This window comes from Nonomuraea sp. NPDC048901 (assembly GCF_040649695.1).
In the GTDB taxonomy this organism is placed as follows: Bacteria; Actinomycetota; Actinomycetes; order Streptosporangiales; family Streptosporangiaceae; genus Nonomuraea.
Genome location: NZ_JBEZFW010000015.1, coordinates 134,520 through 153,080, shown reverse-complemented (window position 1 = coordinate 153,080; position 18,561 = coordinate 134,520). Strand labels below are relative to the sequence as shown.

General features: G+C 70.4%; 15 protein-coding genes. 12 read left to right on the top strand and 3 right to left on the bottom strand.

Annotation, left to right across the window (positions count from 1 at the left end):
• Positions 1 to 94 precede the first annotated feature (94 nt).
• The 6 genes from AB0C30_RS40815 to clpB are packed head-to-tail and all read left to right on the top strand — an operon-like array spanning position 95 to position 7,012.
• On the top strand, positions 95 to 571 hold the full coding sequence (locus AB0C30_RS40815; RefSeq protein ID WP_357954175.1) for a general stress protein: 477 nt from the start codon (positions 95 to 97) through the stop codon (positions 569 to 571).
• 43 nt (positions 572 to 614) lie between these two features.
• The gene (gene dnaK, locus AB0C30_RS40810; RefSeq protein WP_357954173.1) at positions 615 to 2,498 is read left to right on the top strand and encodes a molecular chaperone DnaK; all 1,884 of its coding nucleotides are present in this window, start codon (positions 615 to 617) and stop codon (positions 2,496 to 2,498) included.
• Between the two features lies 1 nt (position 2,499).
• Positions 2,500 to 3,168, top strand: coding sequence for a nucleotide exchange factor GrpE (gene grpE, locus AB0C30_RS40805; protein ID WP_357954171.1), 669 nt, complete (start codon positions 2,500 to 2,502; stop codon positions 3,166 to 3,168).
• Complete coding sequence (locus AB0C30_RS40800; RefSeq protein ID WP_357954424.1) at positions 3,168 to 4,094, top strand: DnaJ C-terminal domain-containing protein; 927 nt, start codon at positions 3,168 to 3,170, stop codon at positions 4,092 to 4,094. The genes grpE and AB0C30_RS40800 overlap by 1 nt, the downstream gene beginning before the upstream one ends.
• The gene (locus AB0C30_RS40795) at positions 4,091 to 4,384 is read left to right on the top strand and encodes a chaperone modulator CbpM (RefSeq protein WP_357954169.1); all 294 of its coding nucleotides are present in this window, start codon (positions 4,091 to 4,093) and stop codon (positions 4,382 to 4,384) included. The genes AB0C30_RS40800 and AB0C30_RS40795 overlap by 4 nt, the downstream gene beginning before the upstream one ends.
• Positions 4,385 to 4,393: 9 nt before the next feature.
• On the top strand, positions 4,394 to 7,012 hold the full coding sequence (clpB, locus tag AB0C30_RS40790; protein ID WP_357954167.1) for an ATP-dependent chaperone ClpB: 2,619 nt from the start codon (positions 4,394 to 4,396) through the stop codon (positions 7,010 to 7,012).
• Here clpB and ppk2 read toward each other — a convergent pair.
• Together ppk2 and AB0C30_RS40780 are read right to left on the bottom strand one after the other, a co-directional pair.
• On the bottom strand, positions 7,001 to 7,903 hold the full coding sequence (gene ppk2, locus AB0C30_RS40785) for a polyphosphate kinase 2 (RefSeq protein ID WP_357954165.1): 903 nt from the start codon (positions 7,901 to 7,903) through the stop codon (positions 7,001 to 7,003). The genes clpB and ppk2 overlap by 12 nt on opposite strands.
• Before the next feature lie 120 nt (positions 7,904 to 8,023).
• Positions 8,024 to 8,986, bottom strand: a complete 963-nt coding sequence (locus AB0C30_RS40780) for an acyl-CoA desaturase (RefSeq protein WP_357954164.1) — start codon at positions 8,984 to 8,986, stop codon at positions 8,024 to 8,026.
• A gap of 216 nt (positions 8,987 to 9,202) precedes the next feature.
• Between AB0C30_RS40780 and AB0C30_RS40775 the strand changes: the two genes are divergently transcribed.
• The 4 genes from AB0C30_RS40775 (at position 9,203) to AB0C30_RS40760 (ending at position 14,638) form a co-directional block, all read left to right on the top strand.
• The gene (locus AB0C30_RS40775) at positions 9,203 to 10,510 is read left to right on the top strand and encodes a cytochrome P450 (RefSeq protein ID WP_357954162.1); all 1,308 of its coding nucleotides are present in this window, start codon (positions 9,203 to 9,205) and stop codon (positions 10,508 to 10,510) included.
• A 2-nt stretch (positions 10,511 to 10,512) separates the two neighbouring features.
• Complete coding sequence (locus AB0C30_RS40770) at positions 10,513 to 12,135, top strand: peroxidase family protein (RefSeq protein ID WP_357954160.1); 1,623 nt, start codon at positions 10,513 to 10,515, stop codon at positions 12,133 to 12,135.
• A complete protein-coding gene (locus AB0C30_RS40765) occupies positions 12,132 to 14,273 on the top strand; it encodes a hypothetical protein (RefSeq protein WP_357954158.1) in 2,142 nt (713 codons plus the stop codon). Before AB0C30_RS40770 ends, AB0C30_RS40765 begins: the two co-directional genes overlap by 4 nt.
• A gap of 125 nt (positions 14,274 to 14,398) precedes the next feature.
• Positions 14,399 to 14,638, top strand: coding sequence for a hypothetical protein (locus tag AB0C30_RS40760; protein ID WP_357954156.1), 240 nt, complete (start codon positions 14,399 to 14,401; stop codon positions 14,636 to 14,638).
• Positions 14,639 to 14,742: 104 nt separating this feature from the next.
• On the opposite strand, the gene AB0C30_RS40755 is transcribed toward AB0C30_RS40760, so the two are convergent.
• Positions 14,743 to 15,663: a LysR family transcriptional regulator gene (locus AB0C30_RS40755; protein WP_357954154.1), complete on the bottom strand. Its 921-nt coding sequence runs from the start codon at positions 15,661 to 15,663 to the stop codon at positions 14,743 to 14,745.
• Between the two features lie 74 nt (positions 15,664 to 15,737).
• Here AB0C30_RS40755 and AB0C30_RS40750 point away from each other — a divergent pair, with 74 nt between their 5' ends.
• Together AB0C30_RS40750 and AB0C30_RS40745 are read left to right on the top strand one after the other, a co-directional pair.
• Positions 15,738 to 17,315, top strand: coding sequence for an APC family permease (locus tag AB0C30_RS40750; protein WP_357954152.1), 1,578 nt, complete (start codon positions 15,738 to 15,740; stop codon positions 17,313 to 17,315).
• A 5-nt stretch (positions 17,316 to 17,320) separates the two neighbouring features.
• Positions 17,321 to 18,457, top strand: a complete 1,137-nt coding sequence (locus tag AB0C30_RS40745; RefSeq protein WP_357954422.1) for an aminotransferase class I/II-fold pyridoxal phosphate-dependent enzyme — start codon at positions 17,321 to 17,323, stop codon at positions 18,455 to 18,457.
• Positions 18,458 to 18,561: the final 104 nt, after the last annotated feature.

Here is an 18,561-nt window from a genome sequence, read left to right as displayed (position 1 = left end):
GGGGATGTGGCGGACGGATGCCCGGAGAAGCCTCGAAAGCGTACGCACTCGCAAGCGTACGCAGAGATATCCCGCCTGAACGCGAGGAGGAGCCGTGTCTCTAGCATCCCCGGGCCCGATCACCGCGAACCGGGTCCCGGTCGCCAGTTATCCGACGTACGCCGAGGCCGAGAAGGCCGTGGACTTCCTGTCCGACCACGGGTTCCCCGTACAGGGAACGCTCATCGTAGGCGTGGGACTGCGCTCGATCGAGCGGGTGGTCTCGCGCATGACGTACCTGCGCGCCGCCGGATTGGGCGCCGCGTCCGGAGCCTGGTTCGGTGTGCTCATCGGCCTGTTCCTGGGGATCTTCTTCGCGCCCAGGCCCTCGGCCATGGTCGGCCTGCTGCTGTGGGGCCTGTTGTGGGGGCTGATCGCCGGAGCGATCTACGGCCTGATCTCGCACTCGGTGCACGGCGGCCGCCGGGACTTCGTCTCGGAGAGCGGGCTGGTAGCCGACAAGTACGACGTCCTCGTCGAATCCGAACACGTGGCCAGGGCCCAGGAACTGCTCGGCAAGACAAGCGGCTAGCAAAAGAGCGGAAAGCAAGAAAAGCGGCTAGGGGGAGCTCGCCATGGCGAAAGCAGTCGGCATCGATCTCGGTACGACCAACTCGGTGATCGCCGCCACGGAGGACGGTCAGCCCACGGTCATTCCCAACGCGGAGGGGTCCCGGACGACACCGTCGGTGGTGGCGTTCACCGACCAGGGCGAGCGGCTGGTCGGCCAGCTGGCCCGCCGGCAGGCCATACTCAACCCTAAAGGGACGATCTACTCCGCCAAGCGGTTCATCGGCCGCCGCTTCAACGAGGTCGAGAGCGAGATCCACGCGGTCTCCTTCGACGTGGTGGAGGGGTCGGACGGATCGGTACGCTTCCAGGTCGGCGACAAGCAGTACGCGCCGGAGGAGGTCTCGGCCCTCGTGCTGAGGAAGCTGGCCGCCGACGCGGCGAAGTACCTCGGCGAGAAGGTGACCGAGGCCGTCATCACCGTCCCGGCCTACTTCAACGACGCCCAGCGCCAGGCGACCAAGGACGCGGGCCGCATCGCCGGGCTGGAAGTCCTGCGGATCATCAACGAGCCGACCGCCGCCGCGCTGGCCTACGGGCTGGACAAGAAGTCCAACGAGACCGTACTGGTCTTCGACCTGGGCGGCGGCACCTTCGACGTCAGCATCCTGGACATCGGTGAGGGGGTCGTCGAAGTACGTTCGACCTCCGGCGACGGGCACCTCGGCGGCGACGACTTCGACCGGCGGATCGTCGACCACCTGGCCGACGAGTTCCAGAAGGACCAGGGTATCGACCTGCGCCGCGACCCGCAGGCCCTGCAGCGGCTGTTCGAAGCGGCGGAGAAGGCCAAGGTCGAGCTGTCGGCGGTGACCCAGACCACGATCAGCCTGCCGTTCATCACGGCGGACGCCGCGGGGCCGAAGCACCTCAACACCACGCTCATGCGCTCCACGTTCGAGCAGATCACCGCCGATCTGGTAGAGCGGTGCGTCCATCCCGTGGAGCAGGCGATGGAGGACGCCAAGCTCAGGCCGTCGGACATCGACGAGGTGATCCTCGTCGGCGGATCGACCCGCATGCCCGCCGTGCAGAACCTCGTACGCAGGCTCACCGGCGGCAAGGACCCCAACATGACGGTCAACCCGGACGAGGTCGTGGCCATCGGCGCGGCGATCCAGGCCGGCATCCTCAAGGGCGAGGTCGAGGACGTCGTCCTGCTCGACGTCACGCCCCTCTCGCTGGGCGTCGAGACACTCGGCGGCGTCATGACCAAGGTCATCGAACGCAACACCACGATCCCGGCCCGCCGGACCGAGACCTTCAGCACCGCCGACGACAACCAGAACGCCGTCGACATCGTGATCCTGCAAGGGGAACGGGAACGCGCGGCCGACAACCGGGTGCTCGGGCGCTTCCGGCTGGAGAACATCCGCCCCGCGTCCCGGGGAGAGCCGCAGATCGAGGTCACCTTCGACATCGACGCCAACGGCATCCTCAACGTCACCGCCCGCGACAAGGACACCGGTGCCGAGCAGCGGATCACCATCACCGAGAGCTCCAACCTGGACAAGCAGGACATCGAGCGGATGGTCGCCGAAGCCGAGCAGCACCGCACTGAGGACGCCCGGCTCCGGGAGGCGATCGACGCCCGCAACGAGCTGGACACGGTCGCCTACCAGGTGGAACGCCGCCTGCAGGAGCTCGGCGACGGGGTCCCCGTCCACGAGAAGGCGCGTGCGGAGCAACTCGTCCAGGACGCCCGGCAGGCGGTCAAGGAAGAGGCGCCGCTCGACCGGCTGCGCGGCCTCAGCGGCGAACTCCAGCAGGTCTACCACGGGCTCGCGGTCAGTGGGCAGGCCGTACCGCCCCAGGGCAGGACGGAGGCCGCTTCCGGCCGCGACGAGGACGTGATCGACGCCGAGTTCACCACATCCGACACGGAGTGACATGAACGGCCACGAAGACCGGACGGACCGGACGGACCAGGCCGAAGCACCGGCTCGGCAGGCACCGGGCGCGCCCGCGAAGGCGAGCGCGCCCAGGCCCACGCCCGCGAAGGCGGACGCGCCCAGGCCCACGCCCGCCGACGTGCCTGCGAAGGCGCCCGTGGAGACCTCCGCCGACGCCTCTACGGAGACCGACGCCTCCGCAGGGACTGACGCCTCCGCGGAGACTGACGCGAAGCTCGCCGAACTGGAGGACCGCTGGCTGCGTTCGGTCGCCGAACTGGACAACGTACGCAAACGCATCGCCCGCGACGCCGAACGGCTGCGGGCCGAGGAGCGGGACCGGGTGGCGGCCGAGTGGCTGCCCATCCTGGACAACCTGGAGCTCGCGCTGGGCCACGCGGCCGGTCAGAAAGGCGAGGCGCGCGCCATCGTCGAGGGGGTGCGGGCCGTACGGGACCAGGCCCTGGCGGTGCTGTCCCGCCTCGGGTACGCCCGCCACGACGAGAGCGACGTGCCCTTCGACCCGGTCCACCACGAGGCGGTGGCCACCGTAGAACGGGACGACGTCGCGCCCGGCACCGTCGTCCAGGTGGTGCGACCCGGCTATGGCGACGGCCAGCGGCAGCTGCGGCCCGCGGTGGTGGTCGTGTCGAAGAAGGCGGAGTGATGGTCGTCCGGCGGGACTTCTACGAAGTGCTGGGCGTCGACCGGAAGGCCGACCAGGACGAGATCCAGCGGGCCTACCGCAAGCTCGTACGCGCCAACCATCCCGACGTCAACAAGGATCCCGGGGCGGAGGACCGGTTCAAGGAGATCTCGGAGGCGTACTCCGTGCTGTCCGATCCGCAGACGCGCCGCAGGTATGACGCGTTCGGTCCTGATTTCCGCCAGGTGCCGCCCGACGTGGACCCCGAGCAGTACGCCCGCGCCCGCGCCGGGGGCGGCCGTCAGTGGCGTCCGGCGGGGGGAGAGGGCTTCGAGGGCGGCATCGACATCGAGGACCTGCTCGGCGGCATGTTCGGCGGCCGAGGCGGGCGAGGCGCGCGCGGCTGGGGGCCGGTGCCCGGTGCCGACCAGGAGGCCGAGCTGATGCTCACGGTCGAGGAGGCGTACAAGGGCGGGCGCCGCACCATCACGCTGCCCGGCGGCCGGCGGCTGGACGTCACGATCCCCCCGGGCGTCACGAACGGCCGGCGCGTCAGGCTCGCCGGTGAGGGCGGCCACGGAAGCGGCGACGCGCCGCGGGGCGATCTCTACCTCATCGTCCGGATCGCCGACCATCCCCGTTACCGCGTCGAGGGACGCGACATCCACGCCGTTCTGCCGCTGGCGCCCTGGGAGGCCGCGCTGGGCGCCACGGTCGCCATCGACACGCCGGGCGGCGAGGCGAAGCTGAAGGTGCCGCCGGGCACCTCGTCTGGCCGCCGCCTGCGGCTGCGCGGGCGCGGCATGCCCGACCCGCGCGGCGGCGGCGCCGGCGACTTCTTCGCCGAGGTGCGCGTCATGGTGCCGCCCCGGCTCACCGAGGAGGAGCGGCGGCTGTTCGAGCAGCTCGCCGCCGTCTCGGCCTTCGACCCGAGGGGGCGTTCATGACCTACGCACTCGTACGGCCGGCGCGCCTGGACTTGAACTCCTACGCGCGCGCCACCGGCCTGCACCCGGAGGCCGTCCGCCGGCTCGTGGCGCTCGGCCTGCTCGAACCGGTCAGGGACGCCAGGGGGGAGCTGTGCTTCCCGCCCGCCCAGGTGGCCGTGGCCGCCCGGATCCAGCGGCTGCACCACGGCCTGTCGATCAACTACGCCGCCATCGGCCTGGTGATCGACCTGCTCGACCGGATCGAGGAGCTGGAAGCAAACCTGCGGCGCTTGTCGGAACGACACTAGGGGGCTGGAGTGGACCCGAACCGGATGACGCAGAAATCGCAGGAAGCCCTGCACGACGCACAGACCAAGGCCATACGCCACGGGCACACCGAGGTCGACGCCGAGCACCTCCTGCTGGCCTTGCTCGAACAACCGGAAGGGCTGGCGCCCCGGCTGCTGGCGGCGGCGGGGGCGAACACGGACAGCCTGATCACCGACCTGGAGGCGGAGCTTTCGCGCCGGCCCAAGGTCAGCGGGCCGGGGACGACACCCGGCCAGGTCTTCGTCACCCAGCGGCTGTCCCGGCTGCTCGACAGCGCGGAGCGGGAGGCGAAGCGGCTCAAGGACGAGTACGTCTCCGTCGAGCACCTGCTGCTGGCCATGATCGAGGAGGGGACCTCGGGCGCCTCCGGAAGGGCGCTGCACGGCCAGGGACTGACCCGCGACCGCTTCCTGGAGTCGCTCACCGCCGTCCGGGGCAACCAGCGGGTCACCTCCGCGATGCCAGAAGTGGCCTACGAGGCACTGGAGAAGTACGGGCGCGACCTGGTCGCCGAGGCCCGCGCGGACAAACTCGACCCGGTCATCGGCCGCGACTCGGAGATCCGCCGGGTGATCCAGATCCTCTCCCGCAAGACCAAGAACAACCCCGTCCTGATCGGTGACCCCGGTGTCGGCAAGACGGCCATCGTCGAAGGGCTCGCCCAGCGGATCGTGCGCGGTGACGTCCCCGAGGGGCTGCGCGACAAAACCGTCTTCAGCCTGGACATGGGCTCGCTGGTGGCCGGCGCCAAGTACCGCGGGGAGTTCGAGGAACGCCTCAAGGCCGTGCTGAACGAGGTGAAGGCGGCGGAGGGACGGATCCTGCTGTTCGTCGACGAGCTCCACACGGTGGTGGGAGCCGGGGCGACCGAGGGCGCCATGGACGCCGGCAACATGCTCAAGCCGATGCTCGCGCGCGGCGAGCTGCACATGATCGGCGCGACCACGGTCGAGGAGTACCGCCGGCACATCGAGAAGGACGCGGCCCTGGAGCGGCGCTTCCAGCCGGTGCTGGTCGAGGAGCCCTCCGTCGAGGACGCCATCTCGATCCTGCGCGGACTGCGCGAGCGGCTGGAGGTCTTCCACGGCGTGAAGATCCAGGACAGCGCGCTCGTCGCCGCGGTGAATCTGAGCCACCGCTACATCGCCGACCGGTTCCTGCCGGACAAGGCGATCGACCTGGTCGACGAGGCGTGCGCGATGCTCCGTACCGAGATCGACTCCATGCCCGCCGAGCTCGACGAGCTGACCAGGCGGGTGATGCGGCTGGAGATCGAGGATGCCGCGCTGGCCAAGGAGGACGACGCGGCGAGCCGGACCCGCCTCACCGATCTGCGCAAGGAGCTGGCCGACCTGCGCGCAGAAGCCGACGCGATGCGGGCGCAGTGGGAGGCCGAGCGCTCGGCCCTGCGCAAGGTCCAGGCCCTGCGGCAGGAGATCGAGGCCGTACGGCGGGAGGCGGAGCTGGCCGAGCGTAACTATGACCTCAACCGCGCCGCCGAGCTGCGCCACGGCAAGCTCCCCGAGCTGGAACGGCGGCTGCGTGGCGAGGAGGAGCGGCTGGACACCCGGCAGCACGGGCACCGGCTGTTGCGCGAGGTCGTGACCGAGGAGGAGATCGCCTCCATCGTCTCGCGCTGGACCGGCATCCCGGTGAGCCGGCTGAAGGAGGCGGAGCGCGAGAAGCTGCTGCGCCTGGACGAGATCCTGCACGAGCGCGTCATCGGCCAGGAGGAGGCGGTGCGGCTGGTGGCCGACGCCGTCATCCGTGCCCGAGCCGGCATCAAGGACCCCAGACGTCCCATCGGATCCTTCCTCTTCCTCGGGCCGACCGGGGTCGGCAAGACCGAGCTGGCCAAATCGCTCGCGGCGGCGTTGTTCGACACCGAGGACAACATGATCCGCATCGACATGAGCGAGTACCAGGAGCGCCACACGGTCAGCCGTCTCGTCGGCGCCCCTCCGGGCTACATCGGGTACGAGGAGGGCGGCCAGCTGACGGAGGCGGTGCGGCGCAAGCCGTACTCGGTGGTGCTGTTCGACGAGATCGAGAAGGCCCACGCGGACGTGTTCAACACGCTGCTGCAGGTCCTCGACGACGGGCGGCTGACCGACGCGCAGGGCCGTACGGTCGACTTCCGCAACACCGTGGTCATCATGACCTCCAACATCGGCTCCCAGTACCTGCTCGACGGCGTCACCTCCTACGGCGAGATCAAGCCCGAGGCGCGCGAGCGGGTGATGGGGGACCTGCGCCGCCACTTCCGGCCCGAGTTCCTCAACAGGGTCGACGACATCGTGCTGTTCAAGCCGCTGACCGAGAACGAGATCGAGCAGATCGTCGACCTGATGTTCGACGACATCAGGCAGCGGCTGGCGGACCGGCGGCTCACCCTGGAGGTGACGGAGGCGGCGCGGCGGCTGATCGCCAACCAGGGGTACGACCCGGTCTACGGTGCCCGGCCGCTACGGCGCTTCATCGCCCGCGAGGTCGAGACCAGGATCGGCCGCGCGCTGCTCAGCGGCGACATCCCCGAGGGCTCGACCGTCACGGTCGACGTCGACAAGGGCGAGCTGACCGTCACCTTCCACGGATCAGGGGGGTGACCCCGCGGTGTGGTCCTCGTCGTAGATGTCGGACGCCGACCTGACGATGAGCGGGTCCGGAGTGCCGACCACCTCGTGATCCTTGTTGTCGTAGTCGAAGCGGCTCAGCACGTGGCGCATCGCCTCCAGGCGCCCCCGCTTCTTGTCGTTGCTCTTGATGACCGTCCACGGCGCCTCGCGGATATCGGTGTTGAGGAACATCTCCTCCTTGGCACTGGTGTAGTCGTCCCACCGGTCCAGCGAGGCCAGGTCCATCGGCGACAGCTTCCACTGCCGTACCGGATCGACCTGCCGGATGATGAACCGGGTGCGCTGCTCCGAGCGCGTCACCGAGAACCAGAGCTTGACCAGGTGAATGCCGTCGCGCACCAGCGCCCGCTCGAACTGCGGCACCTGCACCATGAACTCCCGGCACTCGGCCTCGGTACAGAACCCCATCACCCGTTCGACCCCGGCGCGGTTGTACCAGGAGCGGTCGAACAGCACGATCTCCCCGGCCGCGGGCAGATGGGCGATGTAGCGCTGCAAGTACCACTGGGTACGCTCGCGCTCGGACGGCTTCTCCAGCGCCACCACGGTGGCCCCGCGCGGGTTGAGATGCTCCATGAACCGCTTGATCGTGCCGCCCTTGCCCGCCGCGTCACGCCCCTCGAACAGGATCACCAGGCGCTGCCCGTTGGCCTTGACCCAGTACTGCAGCTTCAGCAGCTCGATCTGCAACAGCCGCTTGTCGTGGTCGTACTTCTCCCGCGGCAGCCGCTCGGGGTAGGGATAGTGCTCACGCCAGGTGTCGACCCGGCTGCCATCCGGCCGCAGCAGCACCGGATCGTCGTCGTCGCTGTCGTCCACCAGCAGCCCGGGGGTGGAGTCCAGCAGAGAAACCCGCTCCATAACAACCGACTTGCCCAAAAAACGGCGGGTAAAGCGGTATGTGCGAGGCGGACAGTTGAACGCTTGATGTCCGTCCGAGGTCGCCCATTCGACCGCCCGGGGGCGGCGCCGTCAGGGGCGTTAATCGCGCTGACCGACGCGGCGGGCGCTCAGGCGGCCGGGGTCCGGCCAGTGCACGCCGTGGGCCCAGCCCGCCAGCTCGAACCACCGGATCAGCCGGGCGCTGGGGTCGAGCTGCCCGCTGAGCACCCCGTGCCGCGCGCAGGTCGGCTCCACGTGGTGCCAGTTGTGCCAGCCCTCGCCGAGCGTCAGCAACGCCACCCACCGTACGTTCGACGAGCGGTCCCGGGTACGGAACGGGCGGTCACCGAAGGTGTGCGCGATGGAGTTCACCGACCACGTGACATGGTGCACCACGGCGTAGCGGACCAGCCCGCCCCAGAACAACGCCGTCCACGCCCCCGCCCACGACATCGACCACAGCCCGCCCACCGCGGCCGGCAGCGCGAACGACAACGCCGCCACGGCCGGATAGGCGGCGTCGAACCGCCGCACGTCCGGGTCGGCCAGCAGGTCGGGCACCCAGTGCCGGCGGCTGGAGCGGTCGCGTGCGGTGTAGAACCAGCCGATGTGGGCGTGCGCCATGCCGCGCAGCAGGGCCAGGCCGCTGTCGCCGTAACGCCACGGCGAGTGCGGGTCGCCCTCGCGGTCGGCGTACTTGTGGTGCCGGCGGTGCTCGGCCGTCCACAGGGTGACCGGGCCCTCGACCGCCATGCCGCCGGCCAGCATGAGCGCGACGCGCAGCGGCCGGTTGCACCTGAAGGCGCGGTGGGTGAAGAGCCGGTGGTAGCCGATGGCGATTCCGAAGATGCTGACCAGGTACATGACCACCGCGATCACCACGTCACGCGGGCCGACGCCCCATCCCCAGGCGGCGGGCACGGCCAGGACGGGAAGCAGCACGGGCAGCACCACCAGGACGATCAGATAGACGGTCCGGCGGCCCGTGGTGGCCGTCACCGTCTCCGCCTGGCCCGAGCCCGTTGTGCCCGAATCCGGCTGCGGGATGGATGACGAGCTCACGCTACCTCCCATGATCGGCGAGGACGGTTGGGCTCCTCATTCAACGGCCGTGTCCCCAGCGCACGGCAATGACCTGGAAGTGACGACTCCATCACTCAGAGGAATCAAAACACTCCATACGGTAGTCACCAAGAAATGGGTATCGCATGCCTAGTTGCGGCTACAGACCGTAATGATCTTTGTTCGCTCCGGCGTCGGACAGAAGGGCCATACGGCATGGGTGCTGTCGATCAGACAACCACGGGCGGCCATCTGGAGAGATACGACGAGGCGCTGGCGCGTGATCCGATCTCCGCGTTCGGCCTGGTCCGGGAGTGGTTGCGCAGCGACTGGCGGGCCCTGTTCGCCGAGCTGCGCGAGCGACGCCCCATCTTCGTCACGCCCGCCTTCACGGTCGTGACCCGCTTCGCCGACGTCACCGAGGTGCTCTCCCGCGAGACCGTCTTCTCCGTACGCGCCTTCGGCCCCCGTCTCGACGCCGCCCTGGGCGGCCCCTTCATGCTGGGCCGCGACGCCACCCCGATGAACTGGCGGGACAAAGGGCTGATGCAGGTCATGCTCGACCCGCGCGACGTGGCCGGGGTGCGCGAGCTGGCCGGGCGCCTGGCCGACGAACGGCTCGACATCGCCTGGCCGTCCGGTGGCGTCGAAGCGGTCCACGGGCTGTTCCGCCCCGTCGCCCTGGGCGTGTCCGCGACCTACTTCGGCTTCCCCGGCCCCGACGCGCAGACCCTGTCGCGGTGGACGCGGGCCATCGTCACCGATGGCTTCGCCAACTTCCTGGGCGATCCGAAGATCCAGGCCGCGTCGGTCCGCGCGGGTTCGGAGATGATCGCCTACCTGCGCGAGCGGCTCGCCGAACGCCGGGCCGCGCTGCGGGCCGGACGGCGCCTGCCCGACGACGTCTTCACCCGGCTCGCCGCCACCGCCCTGCCCGCCGAGATCGGCGTGGACGACGAACGCATCCTGATCAACATGGCCGGCCTGCCGCTGGGGTTCGTGGAGAGCGCGCCCGGAGCCATGGTCGAGGCGGTCGAGCAGCTTCTGCTGCGCCCGGAGGTGCTGGCCCAGGCCATCGAGGCCGCCGGTGACCCCGACCCCGCCCGGTTCGACCGTCATGTCTGGGAGGCGCTGCGGTTCAACCCGTTCTTCAAGCTGCTGCCCCGGCTGTGCGAGCGCGACTACGTCCTGGCCGCCGGCACCCCCCGCGCCACGATGATCCCCGCGGGCACGCTTGTGCTCGCCGCGCCGGCCTCGGCCATGTTCGACGCGGACGTGGTGGCCGAGCCCGAGGAGTTCCGCCTCGACCGGCCGGGGCACCATCAGCTGTTCTTCGGTTTCGGTCAGCACGCCTGCCTGGGCGTGCATCCGGCCAGGGTCGTCATCTGCGAGGCCGTACGCCGCCTGCTGCTGCGTCCCGGGGTGCGCCTGCTCCCACCGCCGGAGGGGCGGGTCGTCCGCGCCGGCGGGATCTTCCCCGACCGGTTCGTCCTCGGGCTCGGCGCCGAAGGCCAGGAACAATGACGATGGCGAGGCGCGGGACCACGGCCGAGAGCGGGAGAACGCCGAAGGGCAGGGCGACGGCGCGGAGCATCGCCACCGACGGGGCCGTCAACCGGCTCAGGTTCCTGGCGCTGACCAACGGCCGGCCGTTCTGGGATCTCGTCCAGTCCATCCGGCCCGTACGGCGGCGCCTCAACGCCCTGCTGATCGACCAGGCTGTCCGCGAGATGCCGCCCCGGCCGGAGCCGCTGAGCACGATGGCCGACTACACCTCATGGGCCTCGCTGACGGACCGTACCTACAGCGGCAGGCACCTGCCCCCGCTCGCCGTGCCCGAGAGTGCCCGGCCCACCCCCGAGAAGGCCGCCGACCTGTTCACCCGTGGCGAGAGCATGATCCCGTGCCCGCGCTCCACGGTGCTGTTCGCCTACTTCGCCCAGTGGTTCACCGACGGCTTCCTGCGCGGTGACGTCCACGTCCCGCGCGACCCTCGCAAGAACAGCTCCAACCACCACATCGACCTCAACCAGGTCTACGGCCTGCACGAGACGGCGACGGCCGCGCTCCGTACCTTCCATGGCGGGCTGCTCAAGAGCCAGTTCATCAACGGCGGGGAGTTCCCGCCCTACCTGTGCGAGAACGGCAAGGTCAAACCGGAGTTCGCCGCCCTGAGCGTCATCCGCTTCGCCGAGCTCACCGACCAGCAGCGCGACACCCTGTTCGCGACCGGGAGCGACCGGGGCAACATCCAGCTCGGCTTCACCATGCTGACGGTGCTGTTCCTGCGCGAGCACAACAGGGTGGCCCGCCTGCTCGGCCAGCTCTGCCCGCGCTGGGACGACGAGCGCCTGTTCCAGACGGCGCGCAACATCCTCATCGTGCTGCTGATCAAGCTGGTCGTCGAGGAGTACATCAACCACATCACGCCCTACCACTTCCGCTTCACCCTGGACTCGCGGCTGTCGGCGATGCTGGCCCACGTGCCCTGGCACCGCGAGAACTGGGCCTCGGTGGAGTTCAACCTCGTCTACCGCTGGCACAGCCTGATCCCCTCCCAGCTGTCGGTGGGCGGCCACGACCTGCCGATGGCGCGGACGTTGCTCGGCGGCGCGCTGATCCCTGAGCACGGCCTCGGCCGGCTCTTCGAGGACGCCTCCCGCCAGCGCGCCGGCCGCGTCGGCCTGTTCAACACCGACCCCCTCCTGAGGGAGGTGGACGTGGCCAGCATCGCCGACTCGCGCACGCTCGGCCTGGCCCCCTACAACAGCTACCGCGAACACTGCAGGTTCCCCCGGGTGCGCGGTTTCGACCAGGTCTCCGGCGACGCGCGGGTCAGCGGCGCGTTGCGGGAGCTCTACCGAAGCGTCGACGACCTCGACCTGTACGTCGGCCTGTTCGCCGAGGAGCCCGGCAGCCCGGACGCCATCCTGCCGCCGCTGCTCACGAAGATCATCGCCATCGACGCCTTCTCCCAGGCGCTGACCAATCCGCTGCTGGCCCCGAGGGTGTCCAACGCGGCGACCTTCTCCCCGCACGGCATGCGGATCATCGCGAGCACGCGGACGCTGTCGGACGTACTGCACCGCAACGTCCCGGAGGATCCGGGCCCCCGCTTCGTCAGCATGACGCGACGGACGGCCCGATGAGCGGCGGCGGCGGCGACCCGGCCGCCGGGCCGCTGCGTGCCGCGGCCCGTGAGCTGGTCGACATCGGGGTCACGATCCGGGAGGCGGCCGGCCACGCCACGGCCGCGCTCACCGACGGCGCCCTGCTCCGCGCCCTGCCGCAGGCCCCCTCGGCGGGCTACCTGGCCCACCGCGCGCTGCTGCGGGCCATCACCAATGGCGCGGGTCTGGGCTACGCGCTCACCGGCGGCCCGCTGGGCACCCTGGCGGCCAAGCTCGGCGGCATGGCGGGCGCGGAGAGCCTGGCCGTACGCGTGCTGGCCACCTCACTGCGGCTGCGGATCGCCGCCGTCGCCCTCGACCACCCCGAGCTGAGCGCCGACCCCATGCTCGGCCGGCTCATCGAGGCCGCCGCCGCCGACCGCGACCTGGAGGCCGTCCGCGCGCTGCGCGCCCTGCTCAAGGACCGCGGCGCCGTACGCGCGCTCAGCGCCCTCGCCCCGGTCTTCGGCGAGGTCCTCGCCCTGCGGGCGCTGCTCGACGAGAACCCGCTCAACGACGACACCGCCTGGCTGATCGCGACGGGTAAGGGCTACGCCACCGCCGACCCGATCACCGGCATGAGCAACAGGATGGTCGCCGTCCTCGACACGGGGGAGGGGGCGGCGCGCCGGGTCGAGCTGTCCGCGGCCGAATCCGCGCGGCTGAGCCCGCAGGGCTCGCTGCTCGGGTTCCTGCGCAACATCAGCGTGGTCGGTACGACGGGACGGGTGCTCATCCAGAGCGTGGCGGGACTCGACGGAGTGGTGCGTCACGTCGTCCAGGCGCCCGGTATGCGGGCGGGACGGCTCGACGGCGAATCGCCCCAGGACCTGCTCGGCGCCTTCAGCAGTGCCGTGCTGGACAGCAGCCCCTACAGCCGCGCGCTGGCCAAGGCCATCGACGACTACGGTCTGCCCCAGGGCGCCGAGCTGGCTCTGATCGGCCACAGCGCGGGCGGCGCGGCCATCATGAACCTGGCCCAGGACGCGGAGTTCTGCGCCCGCTACACCGTCACGCACGCCGTCGCGGTCGGCGCGCCCGTCGACTTCAAGCGGCCCGCCGACCCGCGCACCTGGGTCGCCAGCGTCACCAACCAGCACGACATCGTCCCGACCCTCGACGGGCAGGGCGCGGGCACCTGCTTCGACCCGCATCCCGACTGGTACGTCGTGGACTACTTCGACGCCACCCACCTGTTCCCGCTCTGCCACAGCATCGAGCACTACATCGCCAACATCGCCGACGACCTGCCCGAGGCCCGTCGCCGGATCGACGGGCGGCTCGGGCCGTTCCGGGGGCAGGTCGTCCGCTCGCAGGCGTACCGGCTGTCCGACCGCGCCCCCCGCCCCGCCGGGTCGCCCTTCCTCACGGTGCCCACGTACGCCATGGACGGGGTCGAGCTGCCGATCAGGTGCCACAACGGCAGCGGCCTCACGGCCTACTTCGCCGCGGACCCGGCCGGGGCGGCGGCACTGCTGGAGGGGACCGGGTTCGGGCCCGCCGTACGGGTCGGCGGGCGAGCCTTGGTCGCCGTGCACGCCTCCTGGGACCGGCGTACGAGCGCGGGCGGCTACCGCGAGCTCCACCTCGGGATCGTCGTACCCGGTCCGTGGCGGTCGAGGTCGCCGCGCGTCTGGCTCGATCTGCCGCGCGGGGCCGACCGGCGGCGCTCGGGCAGCTTCCTGGCCGGCTCCGTGATCGACGCCGCCGCCCTCGGCGCCGTGGCGCCACGGCTGTGGGGCGGCGAGCCGTACCTGGTGCCGCTGGAGTTCGAGCTCACCACCGGTTACGCGCGCATCGCCGTCGGCGGCTCCGACGACCGGCTGCTCACGCTGAGCGGGGTCCTCGGCCCCTGGCTGCCGGTGAGCGACCGCGACCTGGTCGGCTACGCGCGGGGGGCGGAGGGCGGCGCGCTGCGCGCCTGCGTACGGACCCGCGGCCTGGGCCGCCTGCATCCGGTGCCACGGCTCCGGCTGACCGTGGCGCCGGGGTCGGCGCACCCGCTGGCCCGCCGGCTTCGCGAGCTGGGCCTCGACGGCGCCCGCCCGCTGCTGTGCCTGTCGGCCACCGCCCGCCAGACACTCCGCGACGCCGCCGTCCCGCTGCCCACTCCCTGAGCGGCCGACGCGCTTGAGCGGCTGTCCCCCTGCGTTACCGACCCCCTGCGCTACCGACCCCCTGAGCTGCCAGTTCCCTGCGCTACCGACGCCCCTGAGCTGCCGACCCCCCGACCGGAGGACCGATGACAGCCGATCCCGCGGCGATCGCCGCCCACGCCGCACTCCTGCAGGCCGACATCCGCGCGCTGACCGACTGCGCCGTACGCCTGCGCGAGATCGAGGCCAGGCTGGCGACCGGCGGGGCGCCGCCATGGCTGCGTGAGGCGATCAACGCCCACCTCGCCGCCTGCGCGGCGGCCGCCGCCGACCTGACCACGGCGGCGGCGCACCTACGCCAATACGCCGAGCGGGCGCGCCGCTGACGCGCCCGCCGCTAGGAGCGGGCGGAGCTTCTTCTTCGGCGTACTGTGGCAGGCCGCCGACGTGCAGGCGGGACGGTCGGGCCAAGGAGGCGAACCACTGCCGGTCAACCCTCGTCGAAGGCGGTGCGGAGGGCGGGCAGGTTGTCCAGCAGGGTGCGCACGCCGAGCCGGTCGGCGGTGGCCGAGGCGTAGACGAACTGCACGTCGACCCGCCAGCTGCCGAACCGTAGCGGCAGGAGCACAGTGTCGCCGTCCCGGATCGATCGTGCTGCGACGAAAGCGGGGACTATGGCGACGAAGCCGGCGTCGACCGCCAGCCGGATCGCGGTCGACGGCAGGCCGGTGGTGTGGATCGGGGCGTTGAGCCCTCGGTCCGGATGTTCGAGGGAAGCGGCGAGTTCCTGGGCGTCGCGACCCCAGCGATAGACGATGACGCCGGTTCGGCTGAGGTCTTCGATCTTGAGGCGTCTGCGATCGGCGAGAGGATGGTGCCGAGGGCACACCGCCACCAGCGCGGATCGGTTGATCGGCTCGGACCGCAACCCGCGCAACGGCACCTTGGGCATCACGAATCCGGCGTGGACGCTACCGTCGACCAGGCGGCCGACGACCTCACCGCTGTGTGCGACCCGGCAGTGCACGGCAATCGGTTCGCCTGCGACCGCCCGCAGCACGGCGGGGAAGACGACGTCGCCGAGGCTCGCGGGCGCGGCGAGTACGAGCCGTTGGGTCTCGTGCTTCGCCACGCCGATGGCTGCCTCGTCGAGAAGGTCGAGACATCGCTGTGCGTAGTCGTTCAGCCGTTCGCCGGCCGGGGTGGTGGCGCTGCCCCGCGGGCCCCGCACGAACAACGCGGTGCCGAGCTTGCGCTCCAGGGCGGCTATCCTGGCGCTGACCGACGGCATCGACAGCCGTAGTTCGCTCGCCGCGGCGCCGAGGCTTCCCGTGCGGGCCACCGTGGTGAACACGACCAGATCCATTGTCTCGATCTTGTGACCGGGCCCGCCGAAGCCGGTGACAGTCATAGGCACAGCCTAACCCTGGCCCCAGGCATTTCTGGTCTACCCTAACGATTCACACATAATCGATAGTTCAGGGCATGAATCAGACACCATCGGGCGTTTCGCCGGGCGAAGATCTGCGCCTGCGGCGCGGGCTCGGCACCATATCCCTTTCCCTGATCACTTTCTCCAGCGTCATCGGGTCGGGCTGGCTGCTCGCGCCGTACACCGCGGCAAAAGCGGCCGGGCCGGCAGCCTTCTTGTCCTGGACGATCGCCTCGGTCGCTACCGCTCTGGTATCACTCGCCTTCATCGACCTCGCCTTCCGTCATCCGATGTCCGGCGGCAACGTCCGTTGGCCACAACTGGCGTCAGGCCCGTTGGTCGGCAACGTGGTCGGCTGGGCGGTGTTTCTCCAGGCGGTCAGCGCCGGGCCGAGCGAGTCGACGGCGGTGGTGCAATACGCGGCCAAGTGGCTGCCGTGGGTGATGTCCGGCGAGTCGTTGAGCTGGGCGGGACGGCTGATCGCCGCCGGGCTGCTCGTGTTCTTCTGCACGCTCAACCTGTTCGGGATCAAACTGCTCGCCAAGGTGAACAACGTGGTCGCCACCATCAAGGTGGTGATCCCGGTACTTACCGTGATCCTTCTGCTGGCCAGTGGCTTCGACACGACCAACGTGGCGGTCGGCGGCGGGATCGCACCCTACGGCGTCTCGGCGGCACTCACCGCGGTGGTGGGCGGCGGGCTGGTGTACTCGTTCACCGGAATCAACGCCGCGGCCGTGATGTCCGGCGAGGCGAAGGACCCGCGCCGCACTGTGCCGAGGGCCACGCTGATCGTGCTGGCCGGGACGATCGTGCTGTACATGGGCCTGCAAGCCGTGATGATCTTCTCGTTGCCCAACGGGCTGCTCGGCAGCGGCTGGCACGGGATCAACCTCAATTCGCCGCTCGCCTCGCTCGCCACCCTGCTCGGCCTGTCCTGGTTCGCCACCGTGCTGCTCGCCGACGCGATCTTCTCCCCCTCCGGCAGCCTGCTGATCGGCATCGGCGTCAAGGGCCGCTACACCTACGGCGCCGCGCAGAACGGCCTGCTGCCCGCCGCACTGACAAAAGTGGACTCCCGGTTCGGCATTCCCCGGCGCGCGCTGCTGCTCAACGTCGGCGTCGGCTCGGTCATCGTGCTCACCTTCGGGAACTGGAAATCCATCGCCAGCTCGCTGAGCTTCTACTACGGACTCTCCTATGCGGCCGTCTCGGTCGCGGTCACCGTACTCGCGGCGACGACTCCGCTGGAGAAGGGCTGGCTCCGAAGGTGGGCGATTCCGGTCGGCTTCGCGTCCTTCGTGCTTTCCGGCCTCATTCTCTACTGGTCGACCTGGGAAAAGATCCGGGTCGCCGTGCCGTTGCTGCTGATCGGCTTCCTGATCTACCTCGTCCGAACAGCCAGGGTGCGAGCGGCGGGCGGCTGGCTGGTGGGCTTCCTGCTCATGCTCGCGGTGCTGTCCGCGCTCGGCTCGTTCGGAGGTGCCGGCGTCGTCGCCGCGCCGTACGACTCCATTCTCGTCGGTGTGCTCAGCGCGGGAATCTGGTCGCTCGCGCACCGATCCGGCCTGCGCCACCAGCGATCACTGGCAGCGGCCGCAACCCCACAAGACGTCAGGAGCATGGCTTGATCGAGATGGCGATCGACCTCGACTGGGACCTCGAGCGATCCCGCGCCCGGCGGAACAAGCGGTGGTCTCAGTACGACCGGGACATCATCGATCTCACCGTCGCCGAGATGGACCTGCCGGTCGCCGGACCCGTCCTCGCCGCCGTTCAGGACGACGTGCGACGGCAAGCGTTCGGCTATCCGATCGCCGATGAACTCAGCGAGGTTCCCCAGGCGGCCAGCGAATGGCTCACCGAGGTGCACGGCCTCACGGTCGGCCCGGACCGAGTGCGGCTGCTGCCGGAGCTGATGCGCGGCGTGACCATGTCGATCAAGCATCTGACCAGGGCGGGTTCGCCGGTGGTCGTGCCGACTCCCACCTACGGCCGGTTCTTCGACGCCATCCGGGTCGCCGGTCGCGAGGCCGTCGAAGTTCCGATGCGGATCGGAGAACGAGGCTACGAACTCGACCTCGACGGCATCGACCGGGCACTGCGCGCCAGCGCGGGCAGCGTCCTGCTCTGCCATCCCAGCAACCCGACGGGCCGCGTGTTCGATCGCGGCCAGTTGCAGGGCTTGGCCGAACTCGCCGCGCGGCACGGGGCGCGAGTGATCAGCGACGAGATCCACGCGCCGCTGCGCTATCACCTCGATTTCATCCCGTACGGCTCGCTCGACGACAACGCGATCACTCTGATCAGCGCGACCAAGGCGTGGAACTTCCCCGGCCTGCGGTGCGGGCTGATCGTTTTCAGCAATCCAGACGACGCGCGGCTCTGGCAGAGCCTGCCGCGGGCGGCGGTCGGTGGCATGAGCCCGCTCGGCATGACAGCCACCGTCGCCGCGCTCCGCGACGGCGGGCCGTGGCTGCGCGAGGCCGTCCGGTTTCTGGACGGCAACAGGAAGCTGGTCACCAACATGCTCGTCGACCTGGACATCGGATACATCGAGCCGGACGCGGGTTACCTCGCCTGGCTCGACCTGCGCCGGTTCGGGCTCGCTGACCCGGCGGCCCACCTGCTGGAGCGGACCAACGTCGCCACCACCGCGGGCGTCGATCACGGAGCCTCAGGGCTCGGCTTCATCCGGCTCAACTTCGCGACCCCGCCTGACGTACTCACGGATGCCCTTGATCAAGTCATCGGCTGTCTGCTCGGCCGCTAGGTAGGACGACGCGCTCGTCGGGGCACAGCGGACCGTCTCGACGCTGCCGGCGGCGCGTAGTGACTCCAGCAGTTCGCTCAAGTCGGACTGGCCGCCCCGCCGTG